Genomic DNA, 14,317 nt, shown 5'->3' on the forward strand with positions numbered 1-14,317 from the left:
CCCCGCGTTGGCGGGGAAGGCGGCCGCGCAGTGGACGCGGGCCGTGGAACGCACGATAGCCGGAAGAACGGCCGACCGGGGCTTCTCTACGAACGGTGGTACTGGCGGGCGTGGGCGCCTTGTTCGTTGGACATCTCGGTGTAGCAGTCGACACCGCACGCGAGACCGACCGACGCGGCCATCCAGCCACCGCCCTCCGGCTCGGCGATGCCGCAGTGGTCACAGTGGCGCACATCGTCAGCGGGGCACGGCGTCGTCCGCCCCGCGCGCGCCGGCGACCACCGCCAGGCCCGGGCCCGCGGCGGCGCCGCCTCGTAGCGGTACCGCTGGTACTCGGCGCGCGCGTCGGGGAGTCGGAAGAACCGGCCGCCACGCTCGTCGACCTCGTCCTCCCGGCCGCGGCCGCCGTACACCGACACCTCCCACCAGCACGCCAGCTCACCGTCCGACAGCCGTACGGTGACCGCGTCCAGCCGCATACGCGTGCCGGTCGGATCAAGGCCCTTGTCGAAGGGGGTGGTTCGGCTGAGCGTCTCGACGACGTCGAGGGTCTCCACGCGCCGCTGCGTCTCCTCGGCCGCGGCCTTCTCCAGGCGGCCCTGTTCTGCGGCCGCCGCCTTCCGCTTGGCCGCTGCCGCCTCGCGCTTCTTCGCCCGCTTCTCCTCCTCGGCCTTCGCCTGGGCCCGCTGTGCCGCGTCGGCGGCCCGGTTCTCGGCCGCCTGCCGCACGTACTCCTCGTACGACACCTGGCCCTCGCAGGGCAGGGTGTGCCGAACCTCCCACCGGCCGGCGTCCTCGCGGACCATGACCGTGGTGGCCGTACCCGGCGCGACCGACACCGAGCACAGCCCGCAGGCGGTGCCCGGCTCCGCGTGCCGCGCGGGACAGCGCTGCCGGTGCTCGACCTCGGCGTCGGGCCCACGCCCCACGAGCACGCCGGCACCCACCGCGAGGCTGCCACCGCACCAGCGGCACGACCCGGCCTTGAAGTTCGGCCGACCCGGGCCCGGGTCCACGACCACGACGTCCAGGTCCTCAACCGGCGGGTGAGCGGCGAGGTGCTTGCGGATCTGCCCGAGACCGGCCGCCCCGAACGCGCCCTTCGCCGTCTTGAAGTGCCGCGTCCACAGAACCTTGAGCCCGCCGTCCTCGAGGACCAGGTGCAGGGACACCGCGGCGTCCATGAGCGGGTACCGCTTCCCGCCGTAGTAGGTCTCCCCCCAACCCGTGATGCTCTCGTCGACGACCAGGAGCAGCACACCGGGCGGCACATCGACGGAGGCGCCGTGTCCGACCTCCGGACCGTGCACGGCCTGCTCACCCGTGCCGTCCCCCACACCCGTCACAATCCAGCGCTTCGACGCATGGACGTCGGCACCGTCCGGCACGACCGGCACCGTCACCAGCGCGCTCACTGCTCTCCGCCCGGGGTGGGGGCCAGCTCGTATACGTCCTTCTCCACCTCAACGAGGTAGCCACCCTGCTGGAGCGACTTGAGACGGGCCTTGGCGTGGCTGGAGGGCCTGGCCTCGCGCTTCGGGTGCACCTTCAGGTAGGCGTACCAGTCCGCGGCTCGACGCCAGTCCCACCGGCCGCCCTGCTCCCGGATGCCGTTCAGGAGCAGGTCCTGCTCCTCCAGTGCGTCATCCCTGTGGGAGTTCTTCTCCGGCGCCGAGAGCGCCAGGACGGCGTGCGTGAGGGCTGTGAGGAGGGCGTGGGTGCGCTCCTGCCCCTCGACGGTCTGCGCGTCACGGAGCGCTGCCTCGGCCGCGGAACGGGCCCGATCCTTGTTCACTGGGCTCTCTCCTTCGAAGTCGTGCACATCAGATTGCCCGGCCGGGCTGACACCCCGGGCCGATCACGCGGTTTCCATTCCGTCCAGCCGTACTCACCGTCCACGGTGCGGAGTCCGGTAGTGGTGCTCCATGGTCCCTCGGCGGTGCGGGAGGACGGACGCGACGATCGCGGCCCAGTCGACGGCCTGGTGCTGGAGCTCGGCGGTCGGGTTCCGCTCCCAGTCGGGCGCACCGACGTTCTCCTGGAGCAGGGCCTCGGCCAGGCACTCGCCGCACACTCCCGCGGCCTCGCTCTGGTACCGAAGCAGGGTCTCCTCGCGGTCGGGGTGCAGATGCATGTGCCGCCACGACGCCTCGACGAGGAGACGAGGCCAGTCGACGGCGACGGCGACGGCGACGCGCTCGAGGATCGCAGCCATCGCGTCCGTGACGTCGTCGTACGGCTCGACGGGCATGGTGGCGATCTCGCCGAAGCGGTAATGGTGCCGCGGGCCGATGACGTCCTGGCGAAGGACCTCGACGACTGCCTTCCTGTTGGGCATGGAGTGCTTCCGTTCCTGGGGCCGCGGGCCGGGTGCGCCGCGGCGGTCGGCGTGGGGGTGGGCGGCTACAGCGGCGGCCGGCGGCGGGCGTACTCGGAGCGGTCGGCCACCCAGCGGCGGCTGTTCGGCTTCCGGCGGCGGTGCGCGCGGTACTGCATGGCGGTGCCTCTCTCGGTGTGTGGTGGTCAAGCGGCGTGGGTGTCGTCGCGAACGATGCGGAGGTGACGCGGGCGGGCGGCGCGCTTGGCCTCCCGGACGCGCTCCCGGTTCCTCTCCGACCGCTCGTCCGGCAGGCGCCAACCGTGCTGCGCCTCTTCGAGGGCGGCGCGGCGGGCGGCCTGCTGGGAGGCAGTCGACGCGGCGGCGGGCGGGCGCACCTCGCTCTCAGTGCGGGGGCCGCCGAAAGTCCCCGTGGGGATTCCTTCGGCCATGAGGCGCTCGTACGGCGTCATCTCGCACTCCTGACGGGTAGGGCAGGCGGATCCGGGGCCGGTCCGCATGAAGGAACGTCGCGACCCCGGAAGCTGTGTCAGAACAGGGAGGACTGGCCCGCGGCCTCGACGGCGCCGCGCTCCTCCGCGGCCGGTCCGCGCGGCCCGGGGACCTGTTACGGAGTGGCGTCCGGCGCGGCGCTGCGACCAGGGACGCCCTCGACGACGCGGATCTGGTCCATCGCCGTCCGCAGTTCCTCGGCGCCCCGAATGTGAATCCGGGACCAACGCGCGTGGTCGTCGATGTCGGCGGGGATACGGAGGATCTCGCCGTTCCGACCGGTGGCCGTGGTCATCAGGTGGTAGACGAATCCGCTGGCGGTCTCCCCGGCCTCGATGTGGTCGGCCAGGTACTCGTAGCGGCTGGTCCGTTCGGGGTTGATCTTGTGCCAGGTGCGCCCCGGCAGGCTCGGCGGCGGGACGTCCGACGTGGGGGTGGTGTTGGTCTCGGTAGACACGGTGGGCTCTCCTCTGTGGCTTCGGGGGGAGGGCGGGGCGCAGCGGCGCTGCGCCCCGGCAGGGCGTCGACTCAGCGGGCGTCGTAGACCACGGAGCCGCCGACCGTGATCTGCAAGGGGACGTTGCCCGTCGGGCTGAGCAGGTCGTCCGGGATGTCGCCGGTGTCCGGGTGGACGGAGACGACGAACTGGCCGCGCTCGGCATCGACGTAGGCGTGGACCGCGAGCCCTCCTACTCGGAGCGCCTTGGTCTTGGCGCTGTCGTCGTCCTCGAGGTACGCCGCGCGGTTCAGCTCCTGGGCGCGCTGCTCGGCCTGCGCCTCGGCCGGCTGCTCCATGCCGCACTGGTAGGTGCCGCCCACGGCCGCGCAGGTGCACGTGGGCTCGTTGCAGCAGTACGTGTATCCGTCGTGGACGTCGTCGTGGTCGACGAGGTGGCCGCAGCCGGTGCAGTGCTGGACGGGCAGAAACACCCGGTAGTCCGGCTCGACCAGCTCGTGACGGGTGTACTGGCGGCCCTCGGGGCGACGCGCGCGATCCCAGGTGATGACGTTCCCGCGGTCGCCGTACGCGGTGACGGTGCCGAACCGGCCGTCGGCGTTGCGCTGAACGCGGGTGCTCCAGGGGAGGAAAGAGGTCGTGACGGTGCTCATCGTCGTAGGTCCTTCTATGAGTGCCGGAGGGGGCGACGGGGCCGGGGGCGCAGCGTGGGCCGCGCCCCCGGCGGGAGGCAGGGTCAGGCGTCGCCGAGGAACCGCTCGGCGGCCTCGCCCGGCGTGAGCTCCTCGCCGTCCGGGAGGCGCCACCGCAGGGCGCCCGTGCTGTCGTTGACCATCTGGCCGGGGGCGCCGGACTCCCGAAGGCGCGTGGGGATCGACTTCCGGGTGTATCCGGCAGTGACCGTGATGGTCCGGCCGCCCGTCTTGTGGACGCTGACGACGCGGGGCGCCGGGAACTGGGGCACAGCCGAGGACGGCTCCGCGGGGCGAGCGCGCATGAAGACCAGACCGCCCGACCCGGGGGATGCGGCCTGCACCTTCGGGTCCTGCTCGGCCACCTGGACGGCGTGGTCGAAGTTGGTCGCCTCCACCTGCGTAATCAGGTTGCCCTCGCGGTCCTTAACGGACCACCAGCCGACAAGTCCGGAGGCATCGGCCTCCACGGCGGCCCGGATCTCCGAGGGGAGCTCAGAGGTACGCAGGCGGCGGTAGGACAGGCCCCCGAGCCGCTTTGCGACCGCAGCGGTCTGGGGGTCCTTCTCGACCTCGGCGCGGGCGCCCTCCACGGTCTCGGCCCGTACGACGGTCACCTCCTGGCTCTTGTCGTCCGTGACGGTCCAGTAGTCGGTGGGGATGCCTTCGGGCGCCGGGGGCAGCTCGGGCAGCTCCTCCAGCCGGGCGAGCGGGACGTGCAGCGGCTTGCCGCCCTGCTTGACGCTGAGGACCTCGACGGCGCCGTTCTCGTCCGGTCCGGAGTTCAGGAGGACGACGTCCTGCTCCGTGCCGTCTTCCGGCAGGTACAGGAGGGCCGAACCGACGGTGAACGGCACGACGGCGGTGGTGTCCCCAGTGGCGGCCGGCGGCTCCGCCTGCTTCGGCGGCAGGATGCGGAAGCTGTGTCCGTCGGCGGCGGTGATGGTCTCGCCGTCCGTCAGGGCCTTGACGCTGTCCTCGTAGCGGGTCGGGTTGGCGGCCGTGTTGCCGAGTCCGTGTTCGCGCAGCTTGTTGGTGCCGAAGTAGGACGGGTGGCCATCCCGGGCGGAGCCCGAGAAGGCGGCCGCAATGGTGGCGCCGTAGCTGACGGTGACCCACTGGCCGTGTTCGGGCGCGCGGACCTGGGCGCGGTAGGTGTGGGTGGGCGCGTCCCAGCCGAGCGGGCGGTGGAGGTTCTCCGGCACGCGGGCGACCATGCTCGTCTTCTTGACCCGGCGGGTGTGCTCCTCGCCGCTCACGGTGTCGACCTGCGTGATGTTGAGGAACTGGGCGGAGGCGTTCTCGATCTTCGTGATCTGGGTGGTGCCGCCGTAGTTGTACATGAGCTGGTCACCGACGATCAGTTCGTGCGCTTCGACGGCGGGCACGCGTCCCATGCCCTGGAGGTGGATGGTTCCGGTCGCGGCGTCGATGCTCTTGGACATGCGGGTACTCCTCGGTGAGGTGTGGCGAGATGGGGGAGGGTGCCGGGGCGCGGCGCGTACGGTCGCGCCCCGGCGAGAGGGGACCAGACGGTCAGATGACGTCGGTCTCGTCGTAGAACCGGGTCAGGCCGCCCATGAGCCGCGCCAGCGGGAGCGTCACGCCCAGGTCCTGGCGGGCGTACTCGCTGCGGACCAGGCGCTCGTACTCCGCCTCGGCGATCGCGCGGTGCTGGTGGTCCACGACCTTCTTGACGGTGCGGGAGTCGTAGGTGACCGCGTACCGGGTCTCGGCGCTGCCGGGCTCCGTGTAAGTGGTGACGTGGATGTCGAGCACGGCCGCGCCCCGGTCGGTGAGGCGGCTGTGCCGAATGCGGCTGCCCTCCCTGACGGCGAGCACGTACAGGCCGCGCGCGTCGTCGTGGATGTCGACCGGGCGCCAGACGAGCCGGCCCGGGTCCTTGGCCAGGTTCTGGATGGTGCGGAGCGCGCCGTACTCCCGCGCAAGTCGGACGGACGATTTCAAGGCATAGGTACCGTGCATGGTTCCTCGCTTCGTGGTCTCGGCGGGTGCTCTCCCGCCTTCAAGAAGAGTAGTACACCAAGGGGAACGGAGCAAGGGGGGAGTCATGCTCTATCGGGTGGATGATGGGTCGCGTCTCCCTGGGTGTACTGCTTAGCTGATCAGGGTTACGTTCCCGATCGTCCGGGCCCGACGGATCGGCGGCGCTCCCCCCGTCCGCCGACGCGGCTTCGTCTCCGGCAACTCCCGCACCGGCACGCCCACCGTCCCGTCCCGGCCCGTCATGAGGGTGAACCGCTCCTCGAACTTCGGCCGCTGCTTGTCGTGCACCCCGGCCGGCGCAGCCACCAGGTACGCGGACGCCGTGGGGAACGTGTCTCCCTCGGTCAGGTAGTGGGCCCGCTCCACCCCGGAATGCTCCCCGCGCTCCAGGCGCATGCCGTGCTCGGCGGCCATCGCCCACACGTACGCCTCGGCCCCGGCCCGGTCGCCCTCGAACACGGTGCGCACCGAGCGCCAGGCCTGGCCTTTCTGCGCCTCGCCCCGGCAGCCTCGCCGCCCCCAGCACCACGGGTGCCCATCGGAGTGGGTTGGGTGCTTCTGGACGCAGTGTTCCGTGCGGGGCTGACGGCACCACCACTGCGGCGCCCGGCAGGAGCTGCCGTGCCACTTCCGGCAGTCCGCCGTGCGCGCGGCGTGGTAGATGCGCCGGACCTCGTACACCGCGTGCGGCGCCGCTGCCAGGGAGCGGGCGAACGCGTCCATCACGGCCGCGTTCTGCCCGTCCTCCGTCAGCCGGCCCCGCAGCGACGTCGTCCCGTACAGGGCCACGCGCTCGTTTAGGGCCTGGGAGACGTACTCCATGCGCAGGACGTCCGCCGCGATCCTCGGGTGCGCCCGCAGCCGCTCCTCGTGGGCCCCGCGGGATGCGCACACCCCGGAGAACGGGCACATGGCGCAGTAGCTCTTCCGGATCGGCTCGCCGAACCGCTCGAGGACGTACGCCTCCACCGCGGCCCGGTCCATCGCCGCGTGGATCAGCGGGTAGTGCGGCTGGCAGATGGTGCGCCCCGCGGCCGCGTTCAGCCCGTCCTGGATCCGGGAGTCCTTCTCCGCCCGGCCGAGCTCCCCCGCGTGGTAGCCGATGACCCGCCGGAACCAGCGGCCGCCGAACTCCGCCGCGGCCCACGCGTCCAGGCACCAGCCCTTGAACTTGATGGAGCACGTCCGCTGCCCGTTCGCCATCTGGGGGACCGTCCCGGCCGCCCGAAGCTCATCAGACAGCCGCCACGGCCCCTGGGCGTAGATCCGGCGCGGGCTCCGGGAGTCGTCCAGGATCACGACCCCGTCGGCGTCCTCCGGTCCGCCCCGCGCGATCTGCACCAGGCGCACCCGGGCGGCCCGAAGGAGCGGGAGCACCAGGCGCTCCACGTAGTCGAGGGAGTCGGGCCACTCGTCGCCGGTGACCGCGTGCACGACCACCAGGTCGGACAGGTCCGCGCGGAGCCCGTACCGCTCCGGCTCGGCGAGGAACTGGCCCAGGATCGCGGTGGAGTCCGCGCCGAGCCCGTACGACAGGACCGTGACACCGGACGGCCCGAACGCGGCGGGGACGGCCGGCGGGCTGACCGGGACGTCGAACAGGGCAGAGGAGGACATGGGCTGAGCCTTCGTGAGAGCGGCGTACGGCACGCCGGGGCACCCAGGGGGCGGCCGCGGGCCTACGGGCCGGGAGAGGGGCGTACAGGGGCCCGGCGGCACCCCTTGGGGAGGAGCGCCGCCGGGGCGGGATGGAACGGGACCTACGCGTCGTTCCGCTTCGCGTTCTCCGCGAGCGCCTCGCCGTGCGCGGCCTCCACCAGGCGCCGCATCGCCTCCCGGGTGGCCTCCCGCATCTCCCCGTAGGACGAGATCAGCCGCAGGTACGTCCCGTGGAACCCGCGCCCGTGCTCCACGATCCACCCGGCCCGGTCGAACAGGCCCGCGTACCGTTCCAACTGCTCACGCCACATGTCGCCGTTGGCGTACACGGCGCTGAGCGCCACCAGGTCGTGATTCGTCCGGAACCGGAAGCCCTCGCGCCCGTCGGCCCACTCGGAGTGTCCGGCCCCGGCGAGGATCCGGCGCGCCTGCTCCTCGGTCACCGCGTGCCTGGCCGCGGCGAGCGCCTCCATCCGGGTCGCATGGATCCGCTCCTCACGGGACCCGGCCGTGAAGTACTTGATCCGGCCCGTCTCCCGCGGCTCCACGGGCGGCACAGCCGGGCGCAGCTCCCGCACCTGGCACTTCCGTACGCCGTACGTCTTCCCGTCCTCGTCGGGCTTCACAGCGCGCACGCCGTACCCGCTGCCGTTCCAGCCCACGATCGTGCCCTCGTACTCCGGCAGGACGAACGTGCGACGGGACAGGTGCTGGTACCAGGTGCCCCGGACGATGACCCGCTGCCCGTCCTCGTACCGCTCCGCCTCCGGCTTGACCACCATCACGGACTCCGCGCCCGTCGCGGGCCGCAGCTCCACCACGCCCCGGACGTCGTGGTAGTCGATGCGCACGCTGTGCCCGTCCTCGCCGGGGATCACCTCGACCGGGGGACGGGTGTACGCGTCGAATCCGCCCGCCGCACGCTGCAACCTGCCCTGCTCCCGGGCGTAGTCGACCTCCTGCACCGCCTTGGGCGATCGGATCCGCTCCGGGGTCCCGCCGTTCACCGTCCGCATGTGGTAGCCGTTACCGGCCAGGTCCGTGACCGTCCTCGACAGAATCATCAGGGGTTCCTCTCTCATCGTGGTACCGGCGTGCTCTCGCCGGGGGATTGGGGCGCCATGGCCCCGCTTACGTCCTGCACCGACCCCAGAGGGCAGGCAGGCAGATCGATCGGGCGACTGCGCCGGCTCAGAGGCCGCGCCACCACCGAACCAGTCGGCACGGGCGGCGACGCTGCTCATGGCGCGCCCCGCGCTCGTACGCCCGGACCATCGCGGCGACCGTCTCCGGGGACGGCGACAGGTGCCACTGCACGGTGACCGTGAGGCCCTCCCGCAGCTCGGCGTGCGGCCGCTCCAGGAACAGCGTCGCGCCGTCGTTCTTGAGACGCCACGTCAGCCACACCCGCCCGGTGTCGTACCTCCGCACGTACACCTCTCCGGGACGGGCGGACGGCAGATCCAGGAGAGCGGACACCGCATCGGTGAACACCACGAACGCCTCGAACGGGGAACCGGCCGGGAGGTGACCAGCGAGCCAAGACGGCTGAGACATGAGGGGCAAGAACCTTCCTGGGAGCGCCCCGCAGCGCCCCGACGCCGAGGAGGGCCAAGGGGACGCCGAGAGAGCGGGAGAGCGGGGTTTCTGGACTTTCTGGACCGTTCACACGCGCGCGTGTGCGCGAGGGGCGTGCGGGCCCCTGGTCGGCGCCGCCCGGCCGATCCGAACCGGGCGGCGCCGTGGCGGGTCAGACGCGGCGGTCGTTCTCGTACTCGACGGGGACGTCGACCTTGAACATGGGGCCGATGAGGCGGCGGGCGCTCTCGGCCGGGTCCAGGCGGCCGTCCTTCCGCGTGAACTTCACGACCAGCGGCGGGTGGGCGGGGAGGAACCCGAAGGGGGCGTTGACCCCGGCGGTGATCACGGCCGTGACGGTCCAGCCGCTGCCCCTGTCGGAGCGGCAGCGGACGCGGACCACGGCCGGGCCGTACTCCGTGCCGATCAGCTCGTCGGAGGTGCTGCCGTAGGCGTTGTAGGCGCGGGCGGCCGCGCGGATCGCGGTGTCCGTGGCGGGCAGGTCCGTGCCGTGCATCCGGTGAGCGCGGGGGGCCACGGCCAGGATCGCGGCGCGGGCGCGGGTGACGGCGTCGCGGGCCTGGTCGTACGCGGCGTTCCGTTCGGCGAGTGAGCCGGCGGTCTTGATCAGCGGCCATGCGGCGTCTGCGGCGACGGCGGCCGCGTGGATCTGGGCGTGGAGGCGGCGGGGCGCTGCGCGGCGCAGCTCCTCCAGCTGGTGGGCGACGTCCTGGATATCGGAGGGCGCCAGGGAGGTGGCGTGCATGACGCTCTCGTAGGCCGCGTGGGCGGCGAACAGCGGGGCGGCGGCCACGGGGGGCGTGCTGGCGGCGATGGCGTCCCTGATGGCCGGGTAGAGCTTCGGGCGGGGCGGCTTGGTGCAGTGCTGGAACGCGTCGCGCAGCGCGTCGTCCGTGGGGGTGTCGGTGCCCTGCTCGGCCCACCACTTCCCGGCGTACGCGTGGGCGCGCCGCTGGTCCTTCTCGGCGGCCCGCTGCCGCTCCTCCGGGGTGAGAGACCGGCCGCCGGTGCACGGGCCGTCACCGTTGCTGGCGTACGGGGTGGAGCAGCCGGGGCACAGGTCGGCGGAGCAGTCGGCGATCAGGGAGGCCGGGATGTACCGGGCGGCCTGGTACCCGTTGGACACGTAGACGGTGCCGTCGGTGTCCACGGACACCCGGGCGTGGGCCGAGGACTTGCGGACGTAGGCGGTGGCGCCGATCACGTCCGCCCGGGTCAGGTGCGCGCGGTTGTCGTGGTTCGGGAGCTGCCACGCACCCCCGTTGCGCTCCTGGGCGACGTACGCGTCGTGAGCGACGGCGTCCCGGGTGGGCACCCCGGCGGGGCCGACGGACTCGCCCGGCATGTCGGTGAGGACGGACCCGTCGACGGGGATGGGGTCGGTGGCCAGGACGACGGACGCGGGGCGGGCGGCGGGGGCGGTGGTGAGGTCGGCGGCGGTGGCGGGGCGGAGTTCCACGGTGCCGCGCTCGGCGTCCCGGTAGACGATGCGGGCGCGGCTCCCGGCGGCGGACATCTCGCGGACGTGCCGCTGGCCCGGCTTCATCATCGCGTCGTTCATCTCGGCGAGCGCGTCGCGGGTGGAGATGATCTGCGGGGTGCCGCCGTCAACGGTGCGGACGTGGCGCCGCTCGTCGACGGGGGTGGCCGGTGCGCCGGCGGTCTGGTCGACGAGAGGGACGTAGCTGCGGCCGTTGTCCGTGTGGATGGTCCCGGTCTCGTCCTGGTGGCATCCCCAGCCCTTGGCGCGGCGGGTCTTGACGACGTGGCGGACGTTGTCGGCAGGAAGGCCCGGGTGGACCTGGCGGCCGTCGACGTGCACGGTGTGCGGGGCGTCGACGACCTCTTCGGGCAGGGGCGCGGTGGCGCGGGCGTGCGTGGTGGACTCGTGGCCGAGGAACTCGACGGCGTCGCGGACTTCGCGGAGGGTGCGCAGCTTGCGGGAGCTGGTGGGGTCGAAGCGGGTGGCGTCGTCGAGGCGGCCGCGGGAGCCCTTCCGGCCGCTGCGGGTCCACAGGAGCGTGAGGGTCTCGGCGGCGATGAGCCGGCCCAGCTCCGTACCGGCGTAGGCGGGCGGGACGGGGATGGAGATGCGCACGACGTGGCTGGTGAACCCGTCGTCGGTGGTCTTGGTCTGGACGTCGACGGTCAGGTCGAAGGCGTAGGCGAGTTCCAGCAGTTCGTCAGCGTTCGCGATGCCGGTCGTGGGCTTGGCAGCGGACATGGGGGCGCTCCTTCGTTCGTGGTCCGGCCGGGATGCTCTTCCCGACCCCGCCTTAGTGGCGTGCCCTGAACGTACAGCCCAACATTGAAGCGCGCAACCCAGGGGAACAAGTGGAATGCTGCCGTGCGTAATTCATGGGCACTGAGCTGCGAGTTTCATGGAATCTTCCGTGATGGGGTTGCGTGGCATTCCCCTTGGTGTACTGTTCGTCTCAGCGGTTCACCCCGCAGCCCCGGAGAGCACCGGGGCCAGACCACAAGCGAAGGACACACGCCATGGCCGTCAGCCTCGACAAGACCCCGCAGCTCCTGTTCTTCCTCGCCGTCGTCACCGACGCGGGCACCGACCGGGCGGAGGTCCACTCGCTGCTCCTCACCCGGGACGCCGATTACGACTCCCAGGTCGACTACATGCACGTCCAGCGCGACATGGTCGACGGCGGAGAGCTGGTGTGCGTCGTCGCTGGGGACCGCAGCGAGGCGTACCGCGAGGCCCGGCGCGGCGACTGCAACGAGGAACTGATGAGCCGCTGGATCGACCAGGAACGCCTCCGCGCGGGCCTGTAGGCCCCCACACAGACCGCACCGCCCGCCGCCACCCCCCGGCGGGCGGTGCGCCCCGCCCCTGAGCCGGCGCACAGCCGGAACGGGCGCAGGGCGCACCGCCCCCGCCCCGGAGAGCACCGGGGCCGACCACGACCGAGGAGCACCATGGACCCCGTCCTCACCCCCGCCGACGTGACCATGACCACCGATCACGCGGGCCGCGCGTACGCCGTCGTCCCCGACGAGGTCGCCCGCCTCCTGGCCCTCGCCTCCCGCAAGGGCATCGACACCGAAGCGCGCGGCATCTGCTTCGAGTCCGACCCGCACCCGGCGGACTCCTGGACCGCCCGCACGGTCCGCACGATCTTCGAGGCTGTACTCGCCTCCCCGGAAACCACCGAGGACGTCCACGCCCACGGCCTGTGGCTGTACCGCAAGTGGGACGGCGGCACCTTCTACGGCTCCATCGTCGGTACGTCCGGATGGGACGCGGACACCCGCTGGTGGCGCGACTACGCGAACACCCGGGACCTGCGCGTCAGCGGCTCCGCCAACATCGCCAGCAAGGACCGGCGTCACGTCGCTGGCACGTGCACCTTCAGCACCTGACCCGCCCCGCACCGCCCCCGCCCCGGAGAGCACCGGGGCCGACCACGACCGAAGGAGCGCACCCATGTCCGTGACCCTCGCCAGGGACACCCGCCCGTTCTTCGTCCTCCTCTCCACCGACAAGGACCACGTCCGCACCGTGGCGCACGTCGCCGCCGCCCCCTGCGACGTCCGGCCGTTCACCGAGGAACACGAGGAGTGGATGGAGACCGCGATGCACACCGCCCGCGAAGTCGTCGCCGTGTACGCCACCGACTATGAGTCCGCCCGCGAGATCGCCCTCGACGACACCCGTCCCAGCGCGATCGTCCGCCACCCCGCGTACGGCCTCCAGGGCATGCCGCGCACCGCGCCCCAGTACGCGGCGAGCATGAAGACCCCCCGTGAGGCGGCCGAGTGGCAGATGGGCGCCGACTACCTGCGCCGCCTCCTCCTCGCCGTCCTCGCCATCGACGGAAGCCGGGCGTGGGCCGAGGGCCGGACCGTACACGCCGAATCCCCCTCCCAGCGCGGAACGGTCACCTGGGAGTTCAACCCCGCCGACTGACCCGCCCGCACCGCCCGCCACCCCGGCGGGCGGTGCGCCCCGCCCCCGAACCGGCCCCGCCGGCGCGGGCGCAGGGCGCACCGCCGCCCACGGCCCCGGAGAGCACCGGGGCCGCCGACCACGAAGCAAGGAGCGCACCATGCGCCGTCTCCCCCGTCCCATCCGTCTGTGGGCCCGTACGCCCCGCCTGGCGTCCCTCCTGGCCGCCGGTGCCACCGTGGCCATGTTCGGCGCCCTGGCGGCCATCGGGACGTCCGACGCGACCCCGGCCGACTTCCTGCCCCCGCAGGACCGTCCCGCCACCCGGGCCGACGTCGCCGCCGCCTACCGCGACGGATGGGCCGCCGGGCGGATCGGCGACGACAACGGCGACGGCCGCGTCGACGAGGACGAGACCGGGTGGGACTGCCGCACGATGGGCAACGGCCTGTGCGGCTCCGACGTCCCGGCCGAGTGCGAGCAGGCCGGGGAGACGCTCCAGCTCTGCGTGGCCATCGCCTCCCGCCCGCCGTACGGCTGGACCAACCCCGACGGCTCCCAGGTCGACAACCCCGACGGCCGGACCCTGCTCCGCGACTTGGACGAGACGCCCGGCACCCCGGAGTGGGCCGACGCGCTCCAGGCCCTGGACGCCGAGTACCGCGAGCACGCCCCCCGCCGCTGAACCACCCCGCCCGGGGCGCCCGCTGCGCCCCGGGCTCAACCCGGACCGCGCCCGAGACAGGAGAGACCCCGTGACGACCCCCAGCAGCTCCCCGCGCCCCGACTGGCGAGACATGGACCCCGCCGCCTTCGACCGGGCCGTGCCCGCCGCGCCCCTCGCTCTGGTCGACTCCCGGGCCGTCGCCCGGCGCATCCCGGCCGTCCCGGACCGGTTCGGGACCGAGGCTCTGTTCGGGGACGCGCCGAGCAGCCGCCGCGCCGCTCGCCGCCGTGGGCCGGCTGTCACGGCGGACCCCCAGCCTGACGGTCTGTTCGACCTGTAGAGAGCAGTACACCAGTGGGAGCGCATGCGGCCGTGTGGCGAGGGTCGTATGTGCTCCCACCTGCACATATGAAGCCCTGTCGGATCTTGTCTTGTGCCACTGGTTCCCCTTGGTGTACTGTTCTTCTTGTTGGCGGAGAGCACCGCCGACACAGACCACACA

At 72.7% G+C, this 14,317-nt stretch carries 17 protein-coding genes; 5 read left to right on the forward strand and 12 right to left on the reverse strand.

What is annotated here, in order from left to right; all coding sequences use genetic code 11:
• Positions 1–86 precede the first annotated feature (86 nt).
• From ABTY59_RS31925 to ABTY59_RS31980, 12 genes are all read right to left on the reverse strand, one after another.
• Positions 87–1,415 (reverse strand): hypothetical protein, encoded by a 1,329-nt coding sequence (locus tag ABTY59_RS31925; RefSeq protein ID WP_352022575.1) that lies wholly within the window; start codon positions 1,413–1,415, stop codon positions 87–89.
• A complete protein-coding gene (locus ABTY59_RS31930; protein ID WP_352022576.1) occupies positions 1,412–1,795 on the reverse strand; it encodes a hypothetical protein in 384 nt (127 codons plus the stop codon). Before ABTY59_RS31930 ends, ABTY59_RS31925 begins: the two co-directional genes overlap by 4 nt.
• 93 nt (positions 1,796–1,888) lie before the next feature.
• The gene (locus ABTY59_RS31935; protein WP_352022577.1) at positions 1,889–2,338 is read right to left on the reverse strand and encodes a hypothetical protein; all 450 of its coding nucleotides are present in this window, start codon (positions 2,336–2,338) and stop codon (positions 1,889–1,891) included.
• Between the two features lie 185 nt (positions 2,339–2,523).
• Entirely contained in the window at positions 2,524–2,790 is a 267-nt protein-coding gene (locus ABTY59_RS31940; protein ID WP_352022578.1) for a hypothetical protein, read from the reverse strand.
• A gap of 155 nt (positions 2,791–2,945) precedes the next feature.
• Positions 2,946–3,287, reverse strand: a complete 342-nt coding sequence (locus tag ABTY59_RS31945; protein WP_352022579.1) for a hypothetical protein — start codon at positions 3,285–3,287, stop codon at positions 2,946–2,948.
• A gap of 71 nt (positions 3,288–3,358) precedes the next feature.
• Positions 3,359–3,940, reverse strand: coding sequence for a hypothetical protein (locus ABTY59_RS31950; RefSeq protein WP_352022580.1), 582 nt, complete (start codon positions 3,938–3,940; stop codon positions 3,359–3,361).
• A gap of 83 nt (positions 3,941–4,023) precedes the next feature.
• Complete coding sequence (locus ABTY59_RS31955; protein ID WP_352022581.1) at positions 4,024–5,424, reverse strand: hypothetical protein; 1,401 nt, start codon at positions 5,422–5,424, stop codon at positions 4,024–4,026.
• Positions 5,425–5,515: 91 nt separating this feature from the next.
• Positions 5,516–5,965, reverse strand: coding sequence for a hypothetical protein (locus tag ABTY59_RS31960; protein WP_352022582.1), 450 nt, complete (start codon positions 5,963–5,965; stop codon positions 5,516–5,518).
• A gap of 132 nt (positions 5,966–6,097) precedes the next feature.
• Positions 6,098–7,603, reverse strand: coding sequence for a hypothetical protein (locus tag ABTY59_RS31965; protein WP_352022583.1), 1,506 nt, complete (start codon positions 7,601–7,603; stop codon positions 6,098–6,100).
• 143 nt (positions 7,604–7,746) lie between these two features.
• Entirely contained in the window at positions 7,747–8,709 is a 963-nt protein-coding gene (locus ABTY59_RS31970; RefSeq protein WP_352022584.1) for a hypothetical protein, read from the reverse strand.
• Positions 8,710–8,836: 127 nt separating this feature from the next.
• The gene (locus ABTY59_RS31975) at positions 8,837–9,202 is read right to left on the reverse strand and encodes a hypothetical protein (RefSeq protein ID WP_352022585.1); all 366 of its coding nucleotides are present in this window, start codon (positions 9,200–9,202) and stop codon (positions 8,837–8,839) included.
• Between the two features lie 193 nt (positions 9,203–9,395).
• Positions 9,396–11,468, reverse strand: a complete 2,073-nt coding sequence (locus ABTY59_RS31980) for a hypothetical protein (RefSeq protein WP_352022586.1) — start codon at positions 11,466–11,468, stop codon at positions 9,396–9,398.
• 275 nt (positions 11,469–11,743) lie between these two features.
• Between ABTY59_RS31980 and ABTY59_RS31985 the strand changes: the two genes are divergently transcribed.
• The 5 genes from ABTY59_RS31985 (at position 11,744) to ABTY59_RS32005 (ending at position 14,155) form a co-directional block, all read left to right on the forward strand.
• A complete protein-coding gene (locus ABTY59_RS31985; RefSeq protein ID WP_352022587.1) occupies positions 11,744–12,034 on the forward strand; it encodes a hypothetical protein in 291 nt (96 codons plus the stop codon).
• A 144-nt stretch (positions 12,035–12,178) separates the two neighbouring features.
• Entirely contained in the window at positions 12,179–12,622 is a 444-nt protein-coding gene (locus ABTY59_RS31990) for a hypothetical protein (RefSeq protein ID WP_352022588.1), read from the forward strand.
• Positions 12,623–12,686: 64 nt separating this feature from the next.
• Positions 12,687–13,169 (forward strand): hypothetical protein, encoded by a 483-nt coding sequence (locus tag ABTY59_RS31995; protein ID WP_352022589.1) that lies wholly within the window; start codon positions 12,687–12,689, stop codon positions 13,167–13,169.
• Between the two features lie 139 nt (positions 13,170–13,308).
• Complete coding sequence (locus ABTY59_RS32000) at positions 13,309–13,833, forward strand: hypothetical protein (RefSeq protein WP_352022590.1); 525 nt, start codon at positions 13,309–13,311, stop codon at positions 13,831–13,833.
• A 70-nt stretch (positions 13,834–13,903) separates the two neighbouring features.
• A complete protein-coding gene (locus ABTY59_RS32005; protein ID WP_352022591.1) occupies positions 13,904–14,155 on the forward strand; it encodes a hypothetical protein in 252 nt (83 codons plus the stop codon).
• Positions 14,156–14,317: the final 162 nt, after the last annotated feature.

Origin of the sequence: Streptomyces sp. NPDC096079, from assembly GCF_040303145.1 — a bacterium.
Classification (GTDB): Bacteria; Actinomycetota; Actinomycetes; order Streptomycetales; family Streptomycetaceae; genus Streptomyces.

Coding starts and splice junctions, on each gene's coding strand:
- ABTY59_RS31935 (WP_352022577.1), bottom strand. CDS start 2,338: ATGCCCAACAGGAAGGCAGTCGTCGAGGTCCTTCGCCAGGACGTCATC.
- ABTY59_RS31940 (WP_352022578.1), bottom strand. CDS start 2,790: ATGACGCCGTACGAGCGCCTCATGGCCGAAGGAATCCCCACGGGGACT.
- ABTY59_RS31950 (WP_352022580.1), bottom strand. CDS start 3,940: ATGAGCACCGTCACGACCTCTTTCCTCCCCTGGAGCACCCGCGTTCAG.
- ABTY59_RS31955 (WP_352022581.1), bottom strand. CDS start 5,424: ATGTCCAAGAGCATCGACGCCGCGACCGGAACCATCCACCTCCAGGGC.
- ABTY59_RS31960 (WP_352022582.1), bottom strand. CDS start 5,965: ATGCACGGTACCTATGCCTTGAAATCGTCCGTCCGACTTGCGCGGGAG.
- ABTY59_RS31965 (WP_352022583.1), bottom strand. CDS start 7,603: ATGTCCTCCTCTGCCCTGTTCGACGTCCCGGTCAGCCCGCCGGCCGTC.
- ABTY59_RS31970 (WP_352022584.1), bottom strand. CDS start 8,709: ATGATTCTGTCGAGGACGGTCACGGACCTGGCCGGTAACGGCTACCAC.
- ABTY59_RS31975 (WP_352022585.1), bottom strand. CDS start 9,202: ATGTCTCAGCCGTCTTGGCTCGCTGGTCACCTCCCGGCCGGTTCCCCG.
- ABTY59_RS31980 (WP_352022586.1), bottom strand. CDS start 11,468: ATGTCCGCTGCCAAGCCCACGACCGGCATCGCGAACGCTGACGAACTG.
- ABTY59_RS31985 (WP_352022587.1), top strand. CDS start 11,744: ATGGCCGTCAGCCTCGACAAGACCCCGCAGCTCCTGTTCTTCCTCGCC.
- ABTY59_RS31990 (WP_352022588.1), top strand. CDS start 12,179: ATGGACCCCGTCCTCACCCCCGCCGACGTGACCATGACCACCGATCAC.
- ABTY59_RS31995 (WP_352022589.1), top strand. CDS start 12,687: ATGTCCGTGACCCTCGCCAGGGACACCCGCCCGTTCTTCGTCCTCCTC.
- ABTY59_RS32000 (WP_352022590.1), top strand. CDS start 13,309: ATGCGCCGTCTCCCCCGTCCCATCCGTCTGTGGGCCCGTACGCCCCGC.